We start from the raw sequence: 18,119 nt of genomic DNA on the forward strand, positions 1-18,119 counted from the left end.
ATTCAAATAAGATAACAAAACATTTTAAGGAGGTCATTTAAAATGACTAAAGAATTATCAATTTTTGATGTGGTTGGAGTAGAGGACGTATTAACTGAAGAAGAAAAAGCTGTATTAAACGCGGAGGAAGATAAAAAAGCCAAAGCTAAAACAACTGCAGCAAAGCCGAAACAAAAACCAAAACCGATTGAAGAATTTAAAGTGACTGCTGAGTGGACGATTCATTTCCCTACTGAAGCTTTCCGAGTGAGTGATTTTGTTGATGAAGATGATATTCCAGAAGACGGAGTAACATTAGAGATCGTTCGACAAGGTATTGAACGCCATTTCCCGAAATTTAGTGCAGCACGTACGAAGTGGGATATGGATAAAGATGAAAAACGATTGTTCCCTGACGCCTTTGCTGGCTCAAAGGGTGCCATCGGTGAGGAAGGAGGGCGTTTTACGCCTTCCTTTTTCATTAATGTTGACGATGCCGCTGCTTCAAAAAAGTTTTATCGCTATGTCATTAGCAAAGATAAATCGGTATTTGCCTTATTTGATGCACCATACGGTCGTATGTTGTCACGTATCGGGCAAGCAGAAGACGAGTTCGTTTTCGAGGTTATGGATCGTTACAATGTAACGTTTCGTGATATGCCTGAACTGACTAACACGTTCGAGTGGAAGTTCAAAAAGATACCGGGGAGCATTTACGCACAGATTGTCGCTTTTTTCCGTTCGTATGTAATGGAGAATCAGCAATATGAAGTCGCGTTGCGAGTGTATTATGATATTGAAAAAGCGGAGTATGTTGTTGCTTGTCCTAAACAACGTGTAACAGCAGTCGCTATTAAGTTCGAACACACGAACGAATACCGATCAATGCGTTATATCCCTGTATTAGAAGTGCACAGTCATAATGTTATGCGTGCTTTCTTTTCAGAAACGGATAATAAAAACGAGCAATCGTTTAATACGTCATTTGGTGTTTTTGGTGTGTTTGGTCGATTAAATAAGGATGAAATTGAAACAGTTTTCCGCGCAAAGATGGGCGAGCACGAAGTACCATTTAAAGCGGAAGATATTTTCGATTTAAGTCTTGGTATGGAGCCTGTGAGCTATCCTGCGGATTGGAAACAAAACGTAACTGTAGTGGAGGGACTATACCTATGATTATTTTAGACAAAAACCAGAAATTAAAATTCAATCAAGTAACGATCGGAACCGGCGCCAATGGTTCGTTTTTTGTACGAAACAATTTGCAAACCTATAATAATTTCCGCGAACGAATCCAAGGCTTACGCTATATGATTGTGGACGGAGATAAAATAGAGCAGAAAAATACTCGTAATCAACTATTTTCTTCTGATGAAGTAGGCGAATACAAGGTTTATTCTCTAGCAGATCGCTATGGTGAACATTACAGTTTGGATGTTTTAGCATCTACCGAGTACGTTACCGAGCTTGAACATTTAGATACCCTTTTCGGTGATGATACAGAAGCATTTCGTATTTTAGTAGGATGTGTCGATAATAACCGTACACGCCAATTAATGCATGAGTATTTCATGCAAGCGGAGAACTTACTGTATATTGACGTGGGTGTTGAAGGTGTTCGGGTTAAAGAAGAATTTGACAAAGATATCCCATTCCAGCAAGTAACAGATTTAATTGCTGATAGTGGCTTTTCAGGACAGGTCGTAGCTGGATTAAAAGTTAAAGGGGAAGTAGTAGTGCCGCCCGTAGGCTTATTATATCCCGATATTTTAGAGGACCATGATTCAGTATTTCCTACGCAATCATGCGCGGAAACAATCAACAATCCTCAACGTGTCGAAACCAATCGCTACGCTGCAGAAATGACGAATGTTTTAATTAACAACCTGCTACATAAAGGTGTGCTAATTCAAAATGAAATTACTTTCAATTCACGTGACGGTGTATCCGCACCAACCTATGTGAATAGTGAAATGAAACGAAAATTAAAAGAGTTAATGAATAACTAATACGACATTTATTTTTAAGGAGAATTTTAACTATGACGACAAATACAAACTTAGCACTTTACCGTAAATACCGCCCATCTTCATTTGATAATTTAGTAGGGCAAGAACATATTACTACAACATTAGCAAACTCGATTAAAAACAATGCTGTGAACCATGCTTACTTATTTACTGGCCCACGTGGTACAGGTAAAACGAGTTCGGCTTTATTATTTGCAAAGGCAATCAACTGTAATGAACCAGAAGGAATTAATCCATGTGGCAAATGTGCCGCTTGTGAAAATCCTATCGACATTCATGAAATGGATGCAGCAAGTAACAACGGTGTTGATCATATTCGTGAGCTAAAAGAAACCGTTAGTATTATGCCATTAAACGGTAAGTACAAAGTGATTATCTTGGATGAAGTCCATATGCTCTCAACTCAGGCTTTTAACGCATTTTTAAAGTTATTGGAAGAGCCACCAAAGCACGTAGTTTTCATTTTAGCTACAACCGAGGTGCACAAGTTACCTGCAACTGTATTGTCACGTTGCCAACGCTATGATTTCTCTCGTATTACGAGCGCGACGATTGTACAACGATTACAACATATCTTAGTACAGGAAAATCGTAAAATGGATGAAGAAGCGTTACACCTAATCGCACAAGTTGCCAATGGTGGCTTACGTGATGCTGTCAGCTTATTAGACCAGGCGTTAAGCATGGCCTCTAATACGGATGAAGTTGTAACACTTGATAGCGTCTTAGCTTTAACAGGTTCCGTTGACGTTCGAATTATCGGTCAACTCCTTATAAAAATTGCGAATAAAGAACTGGAATCAGCATTAGAGCTATATAATTCAACATTCAATAAAGGCAAAGAGCCAAAGTATTTTGTTGAGGAATTACTAATCTATTTACGTGATATTCTTGTATTCCGTAAATTACAAGGTAAGGCCGATCTAAAGAAAGGGCATACGGATAAAAACTTTGCAGAAGTTGCCAATGCGATTTCAAATGATGCAGTATTCGCATACATGAAAAAGCTACAGCAAACAGTGAATGATATGAAATTCCATCATGACCTGTCATTACTTATGGAAATGACAATCATTGATATGGTTACGGGTGCTGATAAATCACTACAAGCTCAAATCGACGAGCTGCGCGGTCTTATCGGTAACGGTAATATTTCATTAACAAACGTTGCAACTACACCTGTAGAGCCGATTGAAACGATTAACGAGCCTATCGTTACTAACGAGCAATCATTACCGACAAACTTTGCTCCGGTTGAACCAACTCACCATGAATTACCTGCATTTGAATTAGGTAATGACGCGGTGAAAGTTGAGGAAAATAGCATTCCGCAACAACCTTTCATTAATGAGAGTGATGTAACGGAAAGTGTTGATGTTGAAGATCCAATCGGTTTCATAGAGCAAGCTATAAAATTAGCTGAAAACGGTACTGATTGGGCGACTGAGCTACCAATTGACAATAAAGAAAGTGTTGAAATTGAGCGTACTAGTGAGCCACAAAGCTTTAATGTTGCTGTAGAATCAGAAAAGTTACCTGAATTAAATGAGTCGTCTGTTGTTGAGCCACAAAGCTTTAAACAGGCAGCCATTGAACCGCAGGGCTTTGATACGCTTGTAGAGCCACAAGGTTTTGAGCAACCACCAGTAGTCGAGCCACAAGGTTTCGATTTAGGTAATGCGAACGTAGAGCCACAAGCATTTGAACAGGCAACTGTTGAACCGCAAGGCTTTGAGCAACCACCAGTAGTTGAGCCACAAGGTTTTGACTTAGGTACTGCAAACGTTGAACCGCAAAGCTTTACTACAATTGTAGAGCCACAAGCATTCGAACAAGCACCAGTAGTAGAGCAAGCTCCTGTACAAGAACATTCAATTTCTAACGTACCGACACCACTTGAAAATCGTGGTATTGGCGTAAATCTTTCAGATAAAGAAACTTTAGCTTTAAACACGATCTTAACAGCGAAAGCAGGACTGTTAAATGAGTTTGAACAAATAAAGCCAACGTTTGTTGCTGAATTACAAAATAAAAATTTAGCAACGAAACGTATCTTTAATGAATTTAGTGTAAAAGCAATAAATGACGATTGCCTGGTTATTGTTCATGAGAACAAGATCCAAGTCGCGTTGATTAACAAGCTAATTCACGAAAAGAATATTAAAGAGGCTTTTGCTGATGTATACAAACCATTGAACTATGTAGCTTTAACACAAGCTGATTGGGAGACTGTTTTAGCAAAGTACGATGAAGTGACGAAATTATAATTGAAGGGATTTAAGGGGATAGTTAGCTATTCCCTTATTTTTTTAAGGTGACTAATATGAATGAATTAAAACGATTATTTGAAAAACAAATCAGTGACAAATCACTACGTCATGCGTATTTATTTGCAGGCGTTGATTCAGTAAGCTTTGCGCGTTGGTTAAGTAAGAAGATTTTGTGTGGGTGCGATAATGCCGAGTGTATTACATGTAACCGTATTTCTAACAATAATCATCCGGACGTCTTTTTCATTGAGCCAGAAGGCCAGTATATTAAAGTGGACCAAATTCGTGAGCTATTAAATCAAGGGGCTTTAAAGAGTTATGAGGGCAATGGTCAAGTGTTCATTATCCGCCATGCTGATAAGATGAACCCACAGGCTGCCAATGCACTTCTGAAATTTCTTGAAGAACCTAAGCAGAATGTAAATATTTTAATGACAACTGAACATAAGGAATTGCTACTCGATACAATTTTGAGTCGCGTTCAAACATTTAATGTCGGCTCGACTGTCATTTCTTCAATTGCCGGGGATTTAGATACATTGAATATTCAATTGTCTACCGCAGCGGTATTGTCTGAATTTGCAAGTGAGTTAGCATTACTAAAAGAATGTGAGGAAAAGTTGGATCAGTGGGTTGCCGTAGTAAAAGATTTATTTACACAATCACCTGCAGCAGCATTAATTTCCGTTCAGTCGTGGGATAAACTGTTTGAAAACAAAGACCAGAAGTTGTTCAGTTCGAGATTGCTTCAATCATACGGCAAGGCGTTATTAGCTCATAAAAAGGGCGACGCTACCGCTTGGGGCAGCTTACCTAATATGGATTGGCAACAGATTTTACAGATTAATAGATTAATAAATGATTTCAGCAAGAATCTCTATTCTAACGGGCATTATGTGTCGCAGTTAGAGTTAGTAATCCGTAATAAATAAGTTGTAAGCAACCGCTTGTTACGGTATAATTGCTGTATTGATATTTGTAACTTTTAATTTTTAATTTTTATTCATTCCTAAGGAATGAATATTTTTAAGCACTATCTTTAAGTGTAACAACTAAACTCTCAAAGGGTTCAGTCTGTTCATTTATTGATAGTGCTTTTTTGCGTTCTCTTACATTATCAATAAATAAAATTTTTAAGGAGGAACATTATTATGTTCTATATTAAGGCAAACGACGTTAAAGAGGTTATCGAATCAATGGCAGGTGCAGCGAAATTTTGTAGAGACGAAGACGCTTCAATTGGTGTTATCGCTGAAAATGGAGTTGTAAAATTTGTATTAAAAAATGCTTTGGTTGAAGTTGAAAAAGAAGTTAAAGCAATTGTGAAAAAGGATTTTAAATTTATTGCATCGGCTCATGAAATGCTATTAAAAATCGGCGTTTTACCAAATGATGTTGAAGCAGTATTCGGGGGAATTCAAAACGGTCATGTTTCTATAAAGTGGGGACGTTCAAACGGACTGATCTTATTTACAGAACATGCAAGCAAGTTAGAAGCTGTTGTAGTTCCAGAGGTTGAAGGTGATTCAATCACTCTTGATTGGGGTTATTACAGTCGTATATTCGCTCATTTCTGTTCATCGAATGATTCAGAAGTAGCCGCGACTTACCCAATTACAAAAGGTGTTCACTTTGGTTCAAATGCAGAGGGAAAACTTGTTGTAGAGGCTTCTGACGCTGTACGTGCTATTAATCAAGTAGTTGACGGTCAGTGGTTATCGAAAGGCTTTTCGATTCCACAAGAAGCAATGAAAGCTGTTAATAAGCTGGTTAAAGAGGCTGTAACTGTTGGACTTGTAAATGATGGCAGTCGCCTATTAATCCAAGCACCGAATACAAAAATTATTACAAGAATTATTGACGGTGAATTTGTTGATACTTCAAAACTATATGTAGATGAAAATTCTCCATTTGTTTGGAAGATTGACAGACTCGAATTATTAGAAGTTGCTCGTCGCGTTAAACGATTATCAGGGGCATTAGGTACCATTAAATTTACTCATACCAATGGTAAGTACCTAGCTATTTATGAAAATGTACTTCAACAAAGCTTAGGCGTTGTTTGTGAAGGGGAATCTTCGGGTTTTGCTTTATCGGTCGTAGCGATCGAAAGTGCATTAACAGCTTTAAAATCAGATGAAGTATTCATTTGTATTAATGCTGCAGGCGCTCCCGTTACATTCTTAGGTTCTGTTACTTTAGAAGCGGAATCTGCCGACGCAGGAACAATTGAAATTGAAAATGTAAAAGTAATGTTAGGGCAAGTAAGCAAATAACATTGGCTTTTAACTTAGTTAAGGAAGATGCGACGTTAGATCGTATCTTCCTTTTATTTTTAAGGAGGATAACAGATTATGTTAGAGATTAATTTATCAAAGGAAAAGAATGAGATTATTTTAGGGAAACAAAAGGATTATTTAGTAAACAATTATGTGAATTTTTTAATGAATAGTGCGAGTGTTCACTTTGAGCATAGCATTGCGTTAATGAAAGGGCATGAACGTGACCGTTATAAAAAACTGTCTTCATTAAACTACAACATCATGCTAAATCGTGGTGTCCAGGACTTATCTGAAGTAAAAGCGATAGAAAATCTTTTAGCTAAAAACGTAACTCTTAACGGGTTCGACGAGCTAAATAAAGACTTCAAAAAAACGCGTCGTTCTTATGATGATTTCAACACACCAATTGCCGAGCATAAAGAAACAAACGCTTATGCTCGTAGCTATGCGAGAGTAGTAGACCGTTTTGGCGGCGTGTTACATGACACGACTAAATTATTCGATTATCAGATCGAAGGAGCCGCGCTTATCGGTTCACGTAAACGTTTATTGAATGGGATGGATATGGGCCTCGGGAAAACGCGCACAACAATTGCCGGGCTATATGCTGATCCTTCAAATACTAAAATCCTAATCGTTACAATGTCACGTAACCTATGTGACTGGGAAGCTGAAATTGAGAACCTAGGTTTAGCCGATGATTACATCGTCCTTCATAATCCAAGTGATATGAAGAGCACTAAACGTATTCATTTAGTTTCTTATGAGCGTTGGGCTTCAGAAACTAAGAAAACCAAAACTTTAGAGGACGGCACGATTGAATTAATTTTCCGTAGAAAGCCATTGTTCAAGTATTTTAATCGTTCATATAAGGCAGCAGCAGTTGACGAAGGCCATCTATTCAAGAATGGTAGTACAACTCGTTGCAAATCAATCATGGCGATTAAAACTCGTACACGCGTTGTTATTAGCGGTACGCCAGCTGAAAACGGAGCCAGTGATCTGTTTTGGTTACTTGCTTGGATGCTCGGTGACAAGGTTCATTTCTGGAATCGTATTCAATTAGAGCCATTTGAGGCATTTGGAACTTATGGAGAGCGTTGTTTCAAAACAATTTACGGAGGCGCGGATAAAAAGGCCTTAATGGATAGCACAGCTATTAGTAGTCGTGTTTCATCTACCCAGGAATTATGGAGCTTACTCGATTTAGTCATGTATCGCCGTAAAAAAACGGATGATGATGTTGCGAATGTAATCCGTATTCCAAAGCCTGTTCACCGTCGTTTACACGTTGCTCAAAATGAGAACGAAAAAGAAGTATATGCTCAAACGCTTAAAGATTTTGGTGAATGGTTCAAAATGTATGAGGACGAATTAGCGCTTGCTCGTATGAAAGGTGTACGTAGTAAATACTCGTCAATTGAGATTTCTCAATGGTTAGGTAAACTACGTCAAACGGCATCATGCCCTTGGTTGCACCCGGACTATGTACAAAATGACGAAACACCTTCAAAACTGCAATTCATTCAAGATAAAATTCAGCAAGAAGCGATGATGAACCGTAAAATGCTTATCTTTACGGCTCATAAAAAAACGTGTGAAGAACTAGGTGTACTGTTAAACATGGTTGCTCCAGGTTATGAAGTTGGCTATATCCATGGCAGCGTACCAATGCATGAACGCCATGAATTGCTACGTCGATTCCAAGACCCGAAAGACCCGTTATCGTGCTTAGTTATGACGATGAAGACAGGAGCCGGTGTGCTTTGTTTCTAGACAACCTCTTTGGAGACAAAGAATAAAAACTAGAGGATATTTACTCTAAATATCTAACTGATGAATTGATTTTGATAGGGGAAGTGCCTATCTGGAAAGAATGTTGGCTATCCAATACCCTAAGAACTGCGACGTGCGAAAGTTGTTTACAGACAATCGTATGGGAGCTCGCTGAAGGCGCAGAAAAACAGACCTGTGAAGTGGTTAGTGAAGTATGCGGGGGGCTATAAAATGACTAGTGGAATTAACCACCTAGGCTTAGAGAACGCAGAAGCGTTGGAACAAATCCTCGGATGTACGGCTCGAAACGTTTGATATATCTAATATAGAAGATATATGCCTCCTAGTGAGGTCCAATCTCGGAAAAAGGGTATCGGCTCGCGCACTTTTCTGAACTAATCCGGTAAGGGATTAGAGTCTCGAGTCCCCCAACAATGGGCGAAGAGATGATTGGCGGGTTATAGAGGGAAGCTAAGGTCATTATGATAAAAGCTAGATTCATCGGAACAAAGGAAGCTGAGAAGGAAATGCTAAGGAGTGTAAAATCCGAAGTTCCTCAACAGTAGGAAATGACTGTTTAATCTCAGTGGCAGCAGCCCGTAGTAGTGTTGAAACATCTGTAATGGATGCGGAGCGAAGGGGCATAGTCAATGATTGAAATTTAGCATTTCAATAAAAAGGACAGTATTATCATTACTTTCGATATATGGAAGCCATTGAGCATAACTGATTTAAGCCAATGATTTCCCCGAAAGGAGTGATTTCAGTGGTTCAAGAACATGTAACTTTAAATAATGAGACTGAATTAAGAAATTTACTAGATAAATTCTTTCTAGACACAAAAAAGGCAATTGAAAAGGGGAATTTACCCAACTTCAAGAACCTACTTGAAATTATTCAATCTGACATAGTTATCATAACCGCGATACACAAATTGAAAGCTAATACAGGCAGTTTAACTAGCGGAACAGATAATGAGGACATTAGAATTCACTTTTTAGAAAAGGACTATCTTAGCGTTATAGAACGCGTCAAAGAGGCATTTAATCGATACAAACCTATTCCAGTAAAAAGAGTTCACATACCTAAACCCGGTAAGAAGGAAATGCGCCCTCTCGGTATTCCGGCGATGATCGATAGAATAGTACAGCAATGTATCAAAATCGTAATCGAACCAATATTAGAGGCTCAATTCTTCGAACATTCATATGGATTTAGACCAATGAGACAAGCAGATATGGCAATGGCACGAGTTGCCCATGTTGCCTATCACGCTAAACATCATTGGGTTGTAGAAGGAGATATTAAGGGCTTTTTCGACAATGTAAACCACACCATATTAATTAAACGGTTATGGGGACTCGGTATCAGGGATAAAAGGGTTTTAATGATTATTAAACAAATGCTCAAAGCGGGAATCATGAACGTTACTAATCGTTCAGAAATAGGCACTCCACAAGGAGGTATCCTATCCCCACTATTAGCAAACGCCTACCTAGATGCAATGGATAAATGGATTACCCGCGAATGGGAAAACAAGAAGATGAACCCAGAGATAAGCGTTGATAAAAGGAAGAACCGCGCATTAGAGCGATACAGTAAACTCAAACCATGCTACCTAATAAGATATGCAGACGATTGGGTCCTCATGTGCAAGAACAAGAGTGATGCTGAGAAATTTAAGTACCGGATTGATAAGTACCTTAAAGACAAGCTCAAACTCGAACTGTCACATGAAAAAACTGTAATCACGAATATTCGCAAAAAGCCAATCAAATTTCTGGGGCTTCACTTTAAAGTCAGACGAGATAAAAGTAAGAAGGATTGGAAGGCAATTAGATATGGATGGCTACCTACAAGTAGACCGGACCCGATTAGACTTAAAGCGAAAGCTAATGAGTTGCATAAAAAGGTGAAAAAGCGTTATCACTCGTGAAAAGAATGAGTATATAGCAATTTTAAGTACAGACTTTGTAAACTTCCATTTACTACAACCTTCTGAGCGTCAAGCGATACTTGAAGGTTATCAGCAACTTTACAGTATGGTTTCTTTCCCATTCCAAATGTTAGGGCAAGCCGTACCACAGGACTTCTCAAAAGAACGATTACGCTTTGAAAAGAATTTAAGTAAAGTGAACCCACACGCAGCGGAATACAACCGCGACGTTTTGAATCATATTCAACACGTAACAGAAAATGATTTCCGTATTACGTTGCGTTTCTATTACATCGTTAAGTATGCGTATGAGCCATCTAAAATGGCCAAATTAACGCCTGAGCAACGTGAGCAAATCATTTATCAGAATGTTTGGAGCCGCGCCGAGATCATCCGTTCAGCTTTACGTCGTGCCAAAGTAAATGCTCAACTCCTTAGCACAATTGAAACTGCAGAAGTATTCAAACGAGCATTGAATCGTGACCGTATGTTAATTCATCCAATGAATGATGTGTTAGACAAGGAAAAATTATCTCATTTCGTCTCAATGGATGTAACAACATTGCCAGACTTCGAAAGCTTAGTCACTAATCCAGAGGCATTTAAAGAGCTTTATTACGAATATAACGAGCAGTTTAACGTGGAGGCAGCTGAAAAGCATGATGAACTGACATTTGATTATGAGCAGTTTAATCAAATGAACGAGGTACTTGCTGTTGAAGAATCAATGGAACAACAATCTGTACAATCACAACCGTTTTTACAGCCGACTCAGCCTGTTCAACCGAAACAGTCTGTTCAATCACCACCGCCTGTAGAACCGCAACAAAATGTACACAATCAACAAATCGAGCCTGAACAAGAAATGTCTATGGATGTTTGGTCTGATAAATAAGACTAGGGCTATAAAGGAGTTAAGTAACTATGTTTGGCAGAAAGAAATTAAAAGAAGGACAGCCACGCAAGTTTCAAAAAGCTACGATTCCTGAACCAGCTAATCCTGAATTAGACGTAGTAGAGCCATCGTTAATGGATAATATCTCGAATGAGGGGATTAAATTCAACGATGATCATTTTGAAATGCAAGTTGGTTTGGGAAGTAAACGTTATGGCCGCGCCTCTTATTTAAAGCCAAGTGGGTATCCATCTACTGTAGGTGTAAACTGGCTTGAACCATTGTTAAAAGGCGGGGATATGGATGTTTCAATTCATGTCGATCCAATATCGAAACCCGAAGCTGTTCGTAAGTTAAAAGATAAAATGGATGAATTTGAAGCCGTTATTTATAGTGCTCAAAAACGTGGCGACCAGGGGAAAATTGACGCGGTACGCCAAGAATACATCGATGCTAAATTTTTACGTGAGCAAATTCGATTGAATCAAAATGGTTTGTACTATGTAAGTGTTTCAAATTCAATCTATGCACCTAATTTAGATGATCTGAATGAAGCGAGTGTCAATTTAGAAACGGCGGCCTCTGGTAACGGACTTGAACTTGTAAACTGTTACGACCGCGAAAAAGAGGGTTGGTTATCAACAATGCCTCTAGCTACAAACTACATTAAACGTTCATACCGAAACATTGACCGTACAGGTGTAACAGCATTGTTCCCGCATTTATCGTCAACATTAAATCACGATGGCGGTATGCCAATCGGAATTTTCGGTAACGAATACATTTATTTCAATAACTTTGACCGTAAATTAACAAACTATAACCTTGGCATTTTTGGTGAGTCCGGGGCGGGTAAAGGGGTATTCGTTAAGCAATTAATCGGGCGAGGCTTCATGGATGGTATCGGTAAAGTGGTAATCATTGATGTTGAGCCTGAGTATCGCGGCCTTACATATGCTCTCGGTGGGGTTGTTATTGAATTACGAAGTGAGCAATCCAAAGAAGCTTCAAGTCAAATCAATCCGTTTGATATTTATGTAGAAAAAGAAGTAATGAACAGATATCAACCAGACGAATACATTGTTGAAAAAGTAAACTTACATGAAAAAGTAAAAGAAATGATTGAGTTCTTTAAAGTAATGAAAGAGTCTGCTTATCCAACTGAACCATTCCTTACACCTTATGAGCTAAATGCTTTAGACGAGATCTTATGGTACTTGTATCGTGATGTAGCACGTATTACAGAGCAACCGGACTCATTATATGAAACGGTCGATGTTATTAGTGATACAGGTGAGATTACATATGAACGCCGTTATAAGCGTATGCCACAGGTTTCCGATGTTTATAAGTTGATCCAAAAGAAAAATGCTGAAGGGGAAACGGGACTCGGCTTAATCGAAAGTGTTATTAAGAGTTTTGTTCATGGGAATGTATTTGGTTTATTCGATTGTCAAACGAACATTATTACTTCTACAGGTGAAAAAATGCCAGAGGACGCATTAGACAAAGCAGCCATTGTCGATTTCGATATTTCGAAGCTATCTACTAAAGGTGGAGAGCGAGCATTGGCACAGCATGTATTAATGACGTGGATCTGGAACCGTTTCATTGTAAATGACCCAAAAACTAAAAAACGAGTAATTCAAGATGAAGCTTGGATGATGCTTGATTATCCTTCAATGGTTGATTTCTTTAAAGTTTTATCTGCGCGCGGTCGTAAGTGGAACGTATCTTTAACACTCGTTTCACAACGTTATGAGAAGTTTGAAATTTCTCGTGATGCGAAAGATGTTATTTCGCAACTTAGCACCGTCGCATTTATGAAACAGCCAGACCAAGATATTGAGCCAATCTTAAAGACCTTCCGTTTCTCAGATGATGTCGGCGGTATGATCCGTACAGCTGAAACAGGCGACGTTATTTTAAAAGCCGGTAAGGAAATTGTTTACTTTAAATCGGTGCCAACACCTTCAGAATGGCGCTATATCAATACGAACCAAAACATTTCAGTTGATGCTCTCGTTAATGGCGGGAGGTAGTTAAATGAAGTATGCCAACAAAGTTATATTTGCACTAATAGCCATCATTGCTGTTGGTTTCGTATTTAATGCTTCACCAACGAGTGCTGCAGAAACATTTTCATTTGAGTCTTTTGCTTGTGGTGAACCCGTAATATCTGATGACTTGAATACTGAGATTGATAAGTTTAAAGAAGAAGATGCCAACATGGTTGAAAGCTTTATCGCTTCACAAAGCCAACACTTCTTCAAAATTGGTGATGTTAATAGTTTGGGTGTTTTAGTATTTGGTAACCCGTACTGTTCATGGAATGAAGATAAGAATGTGAAAATGTCGAGTAACGGTGTTTTTACGGATAAAGAAATGGACAAAATTATTAATCCTTTAATGAATATTTTTAAAGGCGCAGCAATTTTAATGATCGTTCTATCTATCTTAATTTCATCTTTAAAGCTAATGGCTACGCCAATGCGCGGTGCCGCACTTGATGAATTTTTCAACTCATGGAAAATGATTCTGTTTGTGTTATTGCTTTATGTAAGTTATGACTTGCTCATAAATCTATTATTTGAAGCAAATGCAGCCATTGTATTAAGCATTAAAGACCTAATTCCAGACGCTAACTTTAAAGCGATTTCGATAGCTGCTTCATGGAAAGATTATAGCATTGGGTTAGGTTTTGCACCGTTAATGATACTAATTGCGGTTGAGTGGGTACTTTCGGTCATCGTCAACTTTATCTATATCTCACGTAAGGTTATTATTTTAATTCTTATGGCGATTGGGTTTGTAGCGATTTACAGTCTATTATTCAATAAAACTCGCGGATTCTTCTTAACGTGGCTGAAGGAATTAGCCGGAAATATCTTCCTGCAATCTATACATGCCATAGTTTTATTTGCCATCGTTCAGTTTTCAGCTGCAGGTGCAGGTACATTCTTTAAAATCTGTCTATTAATCATGTTTATTCCTGTCAGTGGATTGCTTTCTAAGTTATTGCAATTTGGGAATAGTGCAACGAAAACAGGTATGACAATGAGTATGCTCGGCTTGGGCGGTATCATGAGTACCTATATGGTAGCTTCACAAGCAGGTAATGTACTACGTGGAGGCAGTTTCTTGGGTAATTCAAGCAATACAATCAACTCTGACGGAAGTGTTGGAGGTTCTAGCCTTTCAGAGCTTGCGACAAACTCCGGTAGTGATCTAATGCAAACAGCTCTTTCTACGGCTGCAACAGGTCAAAATTCTCCAGCGTTTAGTGCGGTGAAGAATGCAATGTCTACAATGGGTGCTGCTACCGGTAGTGTTGCCGGCATGGTTGCGGGTCCAGCGGGTGTTGCAGTCGGGGCCGGTATTGGTAAAGCTATCGGCGGCGGTATTCCACAAATGGGTATGAATATCGGAACGGGTATCGCCGGTTTATCGAATACACTATCGCAAGCTAAACAGTTTGCTTCACAATCAGGCGTTAGTTTAGGTTCTCTACTTGCCGGAAAAGCAGGTAGTGACTTCGCAGTTGCTTCACAAGGACGTCATTTTGCCGGTGCAATCGGTGAATCAGTCGGCTTAATGTTAGCAGGTCAAAAAGGGGCCTCGATTGGTCGTAATTTAATGTCGAATCTAGGTGGTAGTACTTCGAATTTAGCAGCGATGAATAGTGCTTCGTTAGGTTTAGTGGATAGTAATGGTAAGACACTTCCAATGTCATACGATGCACTAGGGAAACTTAATCCCGGCGCGGATATGAAGTTTGTACAAACAAATGAAGGGTCTGCTATGTACATGAAAGGTGCGGAAGGTTGGCAACAAGTCGGTTTAACAGGTGCCGCCGACACAAACCTTGCAAACGGACAAGCACGTGTAATGGACTTCAATTTAACTGATCCGTCTAAAGACTATCAGTTACAAGCAAATGGCTCTTATACGGCTACAGCTGGAACAGACCCAATTAACGCGGGTAATTCTTCATTATCAGACGCGTTAGGAAATTCAGTTATTACAAGTAGTGAAAATGTAGGTCAATCGCCATTAAGTGAGCCTGTTGGTTCAGTAGCAAGTGTGCCGACAAGCGGTTTAGAAGGTTCTACGCTTTCAAGTGGTGCAATTGATACATCATCACCATTGGCTACATCGGTTGCTGGCAATTCTCCATTAGATACTTCAATCATTAATGGAACAGCAGTAGATACATCATCACCAATGGCTACATCGGTTGCTGGCGATTCTTCATTAGATACTTCAACATTTGGAGGCACAACAGCAGATACATCGTCACCGCTTCAAACGTCAGATAGTGAAAGTCCTGTATTTACATCGTCTGATTCAGCATTTGAGAATGTAGCGGGATTAAATGAGCTTCCTACGATTTCACAATCGACACTCGATACATCGGCTGTACCAACAACTACGGCGGAAGCTATACCAACGAATGTTGAGGCTTCACCTTCTCCAAGCACTAATGACGGTGGTTCATCATTTGAACGTCCAGAGCTTGCAGGTTTACCAGGTTCAACAGATTCGTTAATGCGTACAAGCGATGCACAAATCGTAAATACTGGCGGTGCAAGATTCCATGACGTTATCAATGAAGTTACAAAGGACGGCGTTACTGGATATAAAGATTCTGCTTTCGATCCTAAGAAGTTTAACCCTGAAACATATGTTTATAGAGGACCCGAAGCAGTTTCAAAAGATGTTGGTGATTTTGCAGCACGAACAGAAACAAAAGAATCAGCTTCATGGGTGAAACAAGCCCATCGTGTATTAGGTAATCGACATAAAGGGGTACATTAGGAGGGCTTTATTTTGAATAAATATATAAAAATACTGCTTGTCTTATTTTTATTACTCCCATCATTTTTAAGTCCGATTAGCATGAGTACAGCCTATGCCGAAAACGGTGAAGAAACTAAACAAAAATGCGAAAAGCCAACTTACGAAGAAGAAGACGTTCAAAAGAAATTCGATGAATTTCGTGAAGAATACGCTAACTTAATCGAAAAGTTTATGCTTGACGCAATTGAGGTCGTCATGAATTTGTTCGGCCTCAATACCTTGAATCAACTTGTGTTTGGTAATCCTTATTGTACTTGGTTTCAAGGGGGCACCATAAACAAATTAATAAATGGAGTAGATTTAACGTTTGGTGTTTTCCCTACAAAAGTTTATGACACTGTCGTTAAGCCTTTATTTAATATGTTTACGAGTTCTGCAGTTTTACTTTATACATTAGCAATCTTGATTATTGGTCTAAAGTTAATGGTTAATGCTAGTTTCCGACTAGGTGAAGAATTATTGTACTTTATGCTCGTAGCCGCGCTATTAGTTGGCTATTGGGTCGGTGTTGAATACTTCCTACAATTTAATCAAGCGCTGGTTTCGGATATTAAAGGTGTATTAGATAAGCAAGGTATCAATCCATCTGGTGCGCTGAATATAGTTGCTGAAAAAGATAGCTTCACATTTATGGATATTATTCTGTTGCTTGCTAACTGGATCATGATATTGTTCCTGAATGTTGTCTATGTATTTCGATTGTTTTTAATCGCTGTGTATATGATATTTGGCGGTTTTGCAATTGTATGTCTATTGTTCCCGTCTACGAGAAAAATCTTCATGCGATGGCTTGTGGATTTTGCAGGTATTGTGCTCATGCAGAGTTTCCACGCTTTATATTTCGCTGCTATTTTAATCATGATTGACGTTGATAAGGTTTCGGAAATATTCGAGCTGTTCTTATTAATCTTATTCCTACCAATTAGCTCAATGGCTATGGCGTTGTTCTCGTTTAGTGCGGCTTCAACTGCTGTTATGGCTGGTCAACGTATGACAAGTGGTGTCAATATGGCTGTCAATCAGGCTAGTAATTCGGGCAATCAGATAGCAAAATTAGCGAATTCAAGCACTGGGAAATTAGGTAAGGCAGCAAGTATTGGTTCGTCTAAAATTTCGGCTCTTGCAAAGGGCGATAATACGTTTGGTACTTTTAAAACTATTGCAGGTCTTACGGGGCGTGTTGCGGGTACAATGGCTGGCTCTGTAGTCGGCGGGGGCGGTATGGCTCTTGGTGGTAATCTCGGTCAAATGGCGGGCAATCAAGGCTTACAAACTGCTCGTAATGTTGTTGCAGGTGCAAAAGGGCTTATGGATACTCGCGGCAACGTTAAATCTGGATATCTTGATTTAAATAACATGCAAGATAAACGAACTCTTTACGGAAACATGGGCGAGTCGTTCGGAACAATGCTCGGCATGGGTAACGCAGGTCGCCAAATCGGTGAAAAAATGAGTGGCGTATCAGACGAATTGATACGTAGTTCTACAGGTGATGGTGGTTTAGCGGGTATTACGTTACAAGAGATTGCGGCGACATATCCCGATGCTACATTACAGTTCCGACAAACGAATGAAGGTAGCGGATTCTATATGAACAATGGTGAAGAAGATAAGCTCGTTTCTCCATTAGGTGCTGCCGATCCAAACTTAAAAGACGGTGAAACACGCGTGCAAGACTACTCTCTTTCTGGTAATACAGAAGGACTTAATAGTTCGCTTTATGAACCAAATTCACAGGCTGCTATTATGGGCAACGACGGCACACGCCATACAGACACCGCATTTAATTCAAGTGCTTATTCTCCTGAGCATTTTATCAGCTCAGAATTAAATAGATCAGCAATGCACGATTTATCTAATGGAAAAGCCTAATTAATACAATGCGAGTAGTCAGATGCTACTCGCATTGTTTATTTATTGAGAGGTGAAATTATGAGTTCTAAAAATGGTGATAATAACCATAGTACCGATGTTACCGATTCCATAGGTAATAAGGGGAAGAGTGCGTTTAATACCGGGAAATTCCTAGCTAAAAACGGTAAATCTATCTTTCGTTTCGGTAAATTTATTGTTTCATTTTTAACCAAAGTA

Annotated in this window: 11 protein-coding genes; all 11 read left to right on the forward strand. The window is 39.1% G+C overall.

The window, feature by feature from the left end:
• Nucleotides 1–42 precede the first annotated feature (42 nt).
• The 11 genes from B5473_RS05900 to B5473_RS05950 all read left to right on the forward strand — a co-directional run bounded on the left by B5473_RS05900 (nt 43) and on the right by B5473_RS05950 (nt 17,900).
• Nucleotides 43–1,155, forward strand: a complete 1,113-nt coding sequence (locus B5473_RS05900) for a hypothetical protein (RefSeq protein ID WP_079524061.1) — start codon at nt 43–45, stop codon at nt 1,153–1,155.
• Nucleotides 1,152–1,988, forward strand: coding sequence for a ThiF family adenylyltransferase (locus B5473_RS05905; protein ID WP_079524062.1), 837 nt, complete (start codon nt 1,152–1,154; stop codon nt 1,986–1,988). Before B5473_RS05900 ends, B5473_RS05905 begins: the two co-directional genes overlap by 4 nt.
• Before the next feature lie 32 nt (nt 1,989–2,020).
• Nucleotides 2,021–4,276: a DNA polymerase III subunit gamma/tau gene (gene dnaX / locus B5473_RS05910; protein WP_079524063.1), complete on the forward strand. Its 2,256-nt coding sequence runs from the start codon at nt 2,021–2,023 to the stop codon at nt 4,274–4,276.
• 56 nt (nt 4,277–4,332) lie between these two features.
• Complete coding sequence (locus B5473_RS05915) at nt 4,333–5,211, forward strand: hypothetical protein (protein ID WP_079524064.1); 879 nt, start codon at nt 4,333–4,335, stop codon at nt 5,209–5,211.
• Nucleotides 5,212–5,430: 219 nt separating this feature from the next.
• Nucleotides 5,431–6,555 carry a hypothetical protein gene (locus tag B5473_RS05920; protein ID WP_079524065.1) on the forward strand — a complete coding sequence of 375 codons (1,125 nt, stop codon included), beginning with the start codon at nt 5,431–5,433 and terminating at the stop codon, nt 6,553–6,555.
• Between the two features lie 78 nt (nt 6,556–6,633).
• Complete coding sequence (locus B5473_RS05925) at nt 6,634–8,337, forward strand: SNF2-related protein (protein WP_079524066.1); 1,704 nt, start codon at nt 6,634–6,636, stop codon at nt 8,335–8,337.
• Nucleotides 8,338–9,076: 739 nt separating this feature from the next.
• Entirely contained in the window at nt 9,077–10,273 is a 1,197-nt protein-coding gene (locus B5473_RS05930) for a reverse transcriptase domain-containing protein (protein WP_079524067.1), read from the forward strand.
• A 106-nt stretch (nt 10,274–10,379) separates the two neighbouring features.
• Nucleotides 10,380–11,168 carry a hypothetical protein gene (locus B5473_RS05935; protein WP_079524068.1) on the forward strand — a complete coding sequence of 263 codons (789 nt, stop codon included), beginning with the start codon at nt 10,380–10,382 and terminating at the stop codon, nt 11,166–11,168.
• 29 nt (nt 11,169–11,197) lie between these two features.
• Nucleotides 11,198–13,210, forward strand: coding sequence for a VirB4 family type IV secretion system protein (locus tag B5473_RS05940; RefSeq protein WP_254865253.1), 2,013 nt, complete (start codon nt 11,198–11,200; stop codon nt 13,208–13,210).
• A 4-nt stretch (nt 13,211–13,214) separates the two neighbouring features.
• Complete coding sequence (locus tag B5473_RS05945; protein ID WP_079524069.1) at nt 13,215–15,986, forward strand: hypothetical protein; 2,772 nt, start codon at nt 13,215–13,217, stop codon at nt 15,984–15,986.
• A gap of 12 nt (nt 15,987–15,998) precedes the next feature.
• Nucleotides 15,999–17,900: a hypothetical protein gene (locus B5473_RS05950; RefSeq protein WP_079524070.1), complete on the forward strand. Its 1,902-nt coding sequence runs from the start codon at nt 15,999–16,001 to the stop codon at nt 17,898–17,900.
• Nucleotides 17,901–18,119: the final 219 nt, after the last annotated feature.

It is taken from the genome of Solibacillus isronensis, assembly GCF_900168685.1.
GTDB classification, from domain to species: domain Bacteria; phylum Bacillota; class Bacilli; order Bacillales_A; family Planococcaceae; genus Solibacillus; species Solibacillus isronensis_A.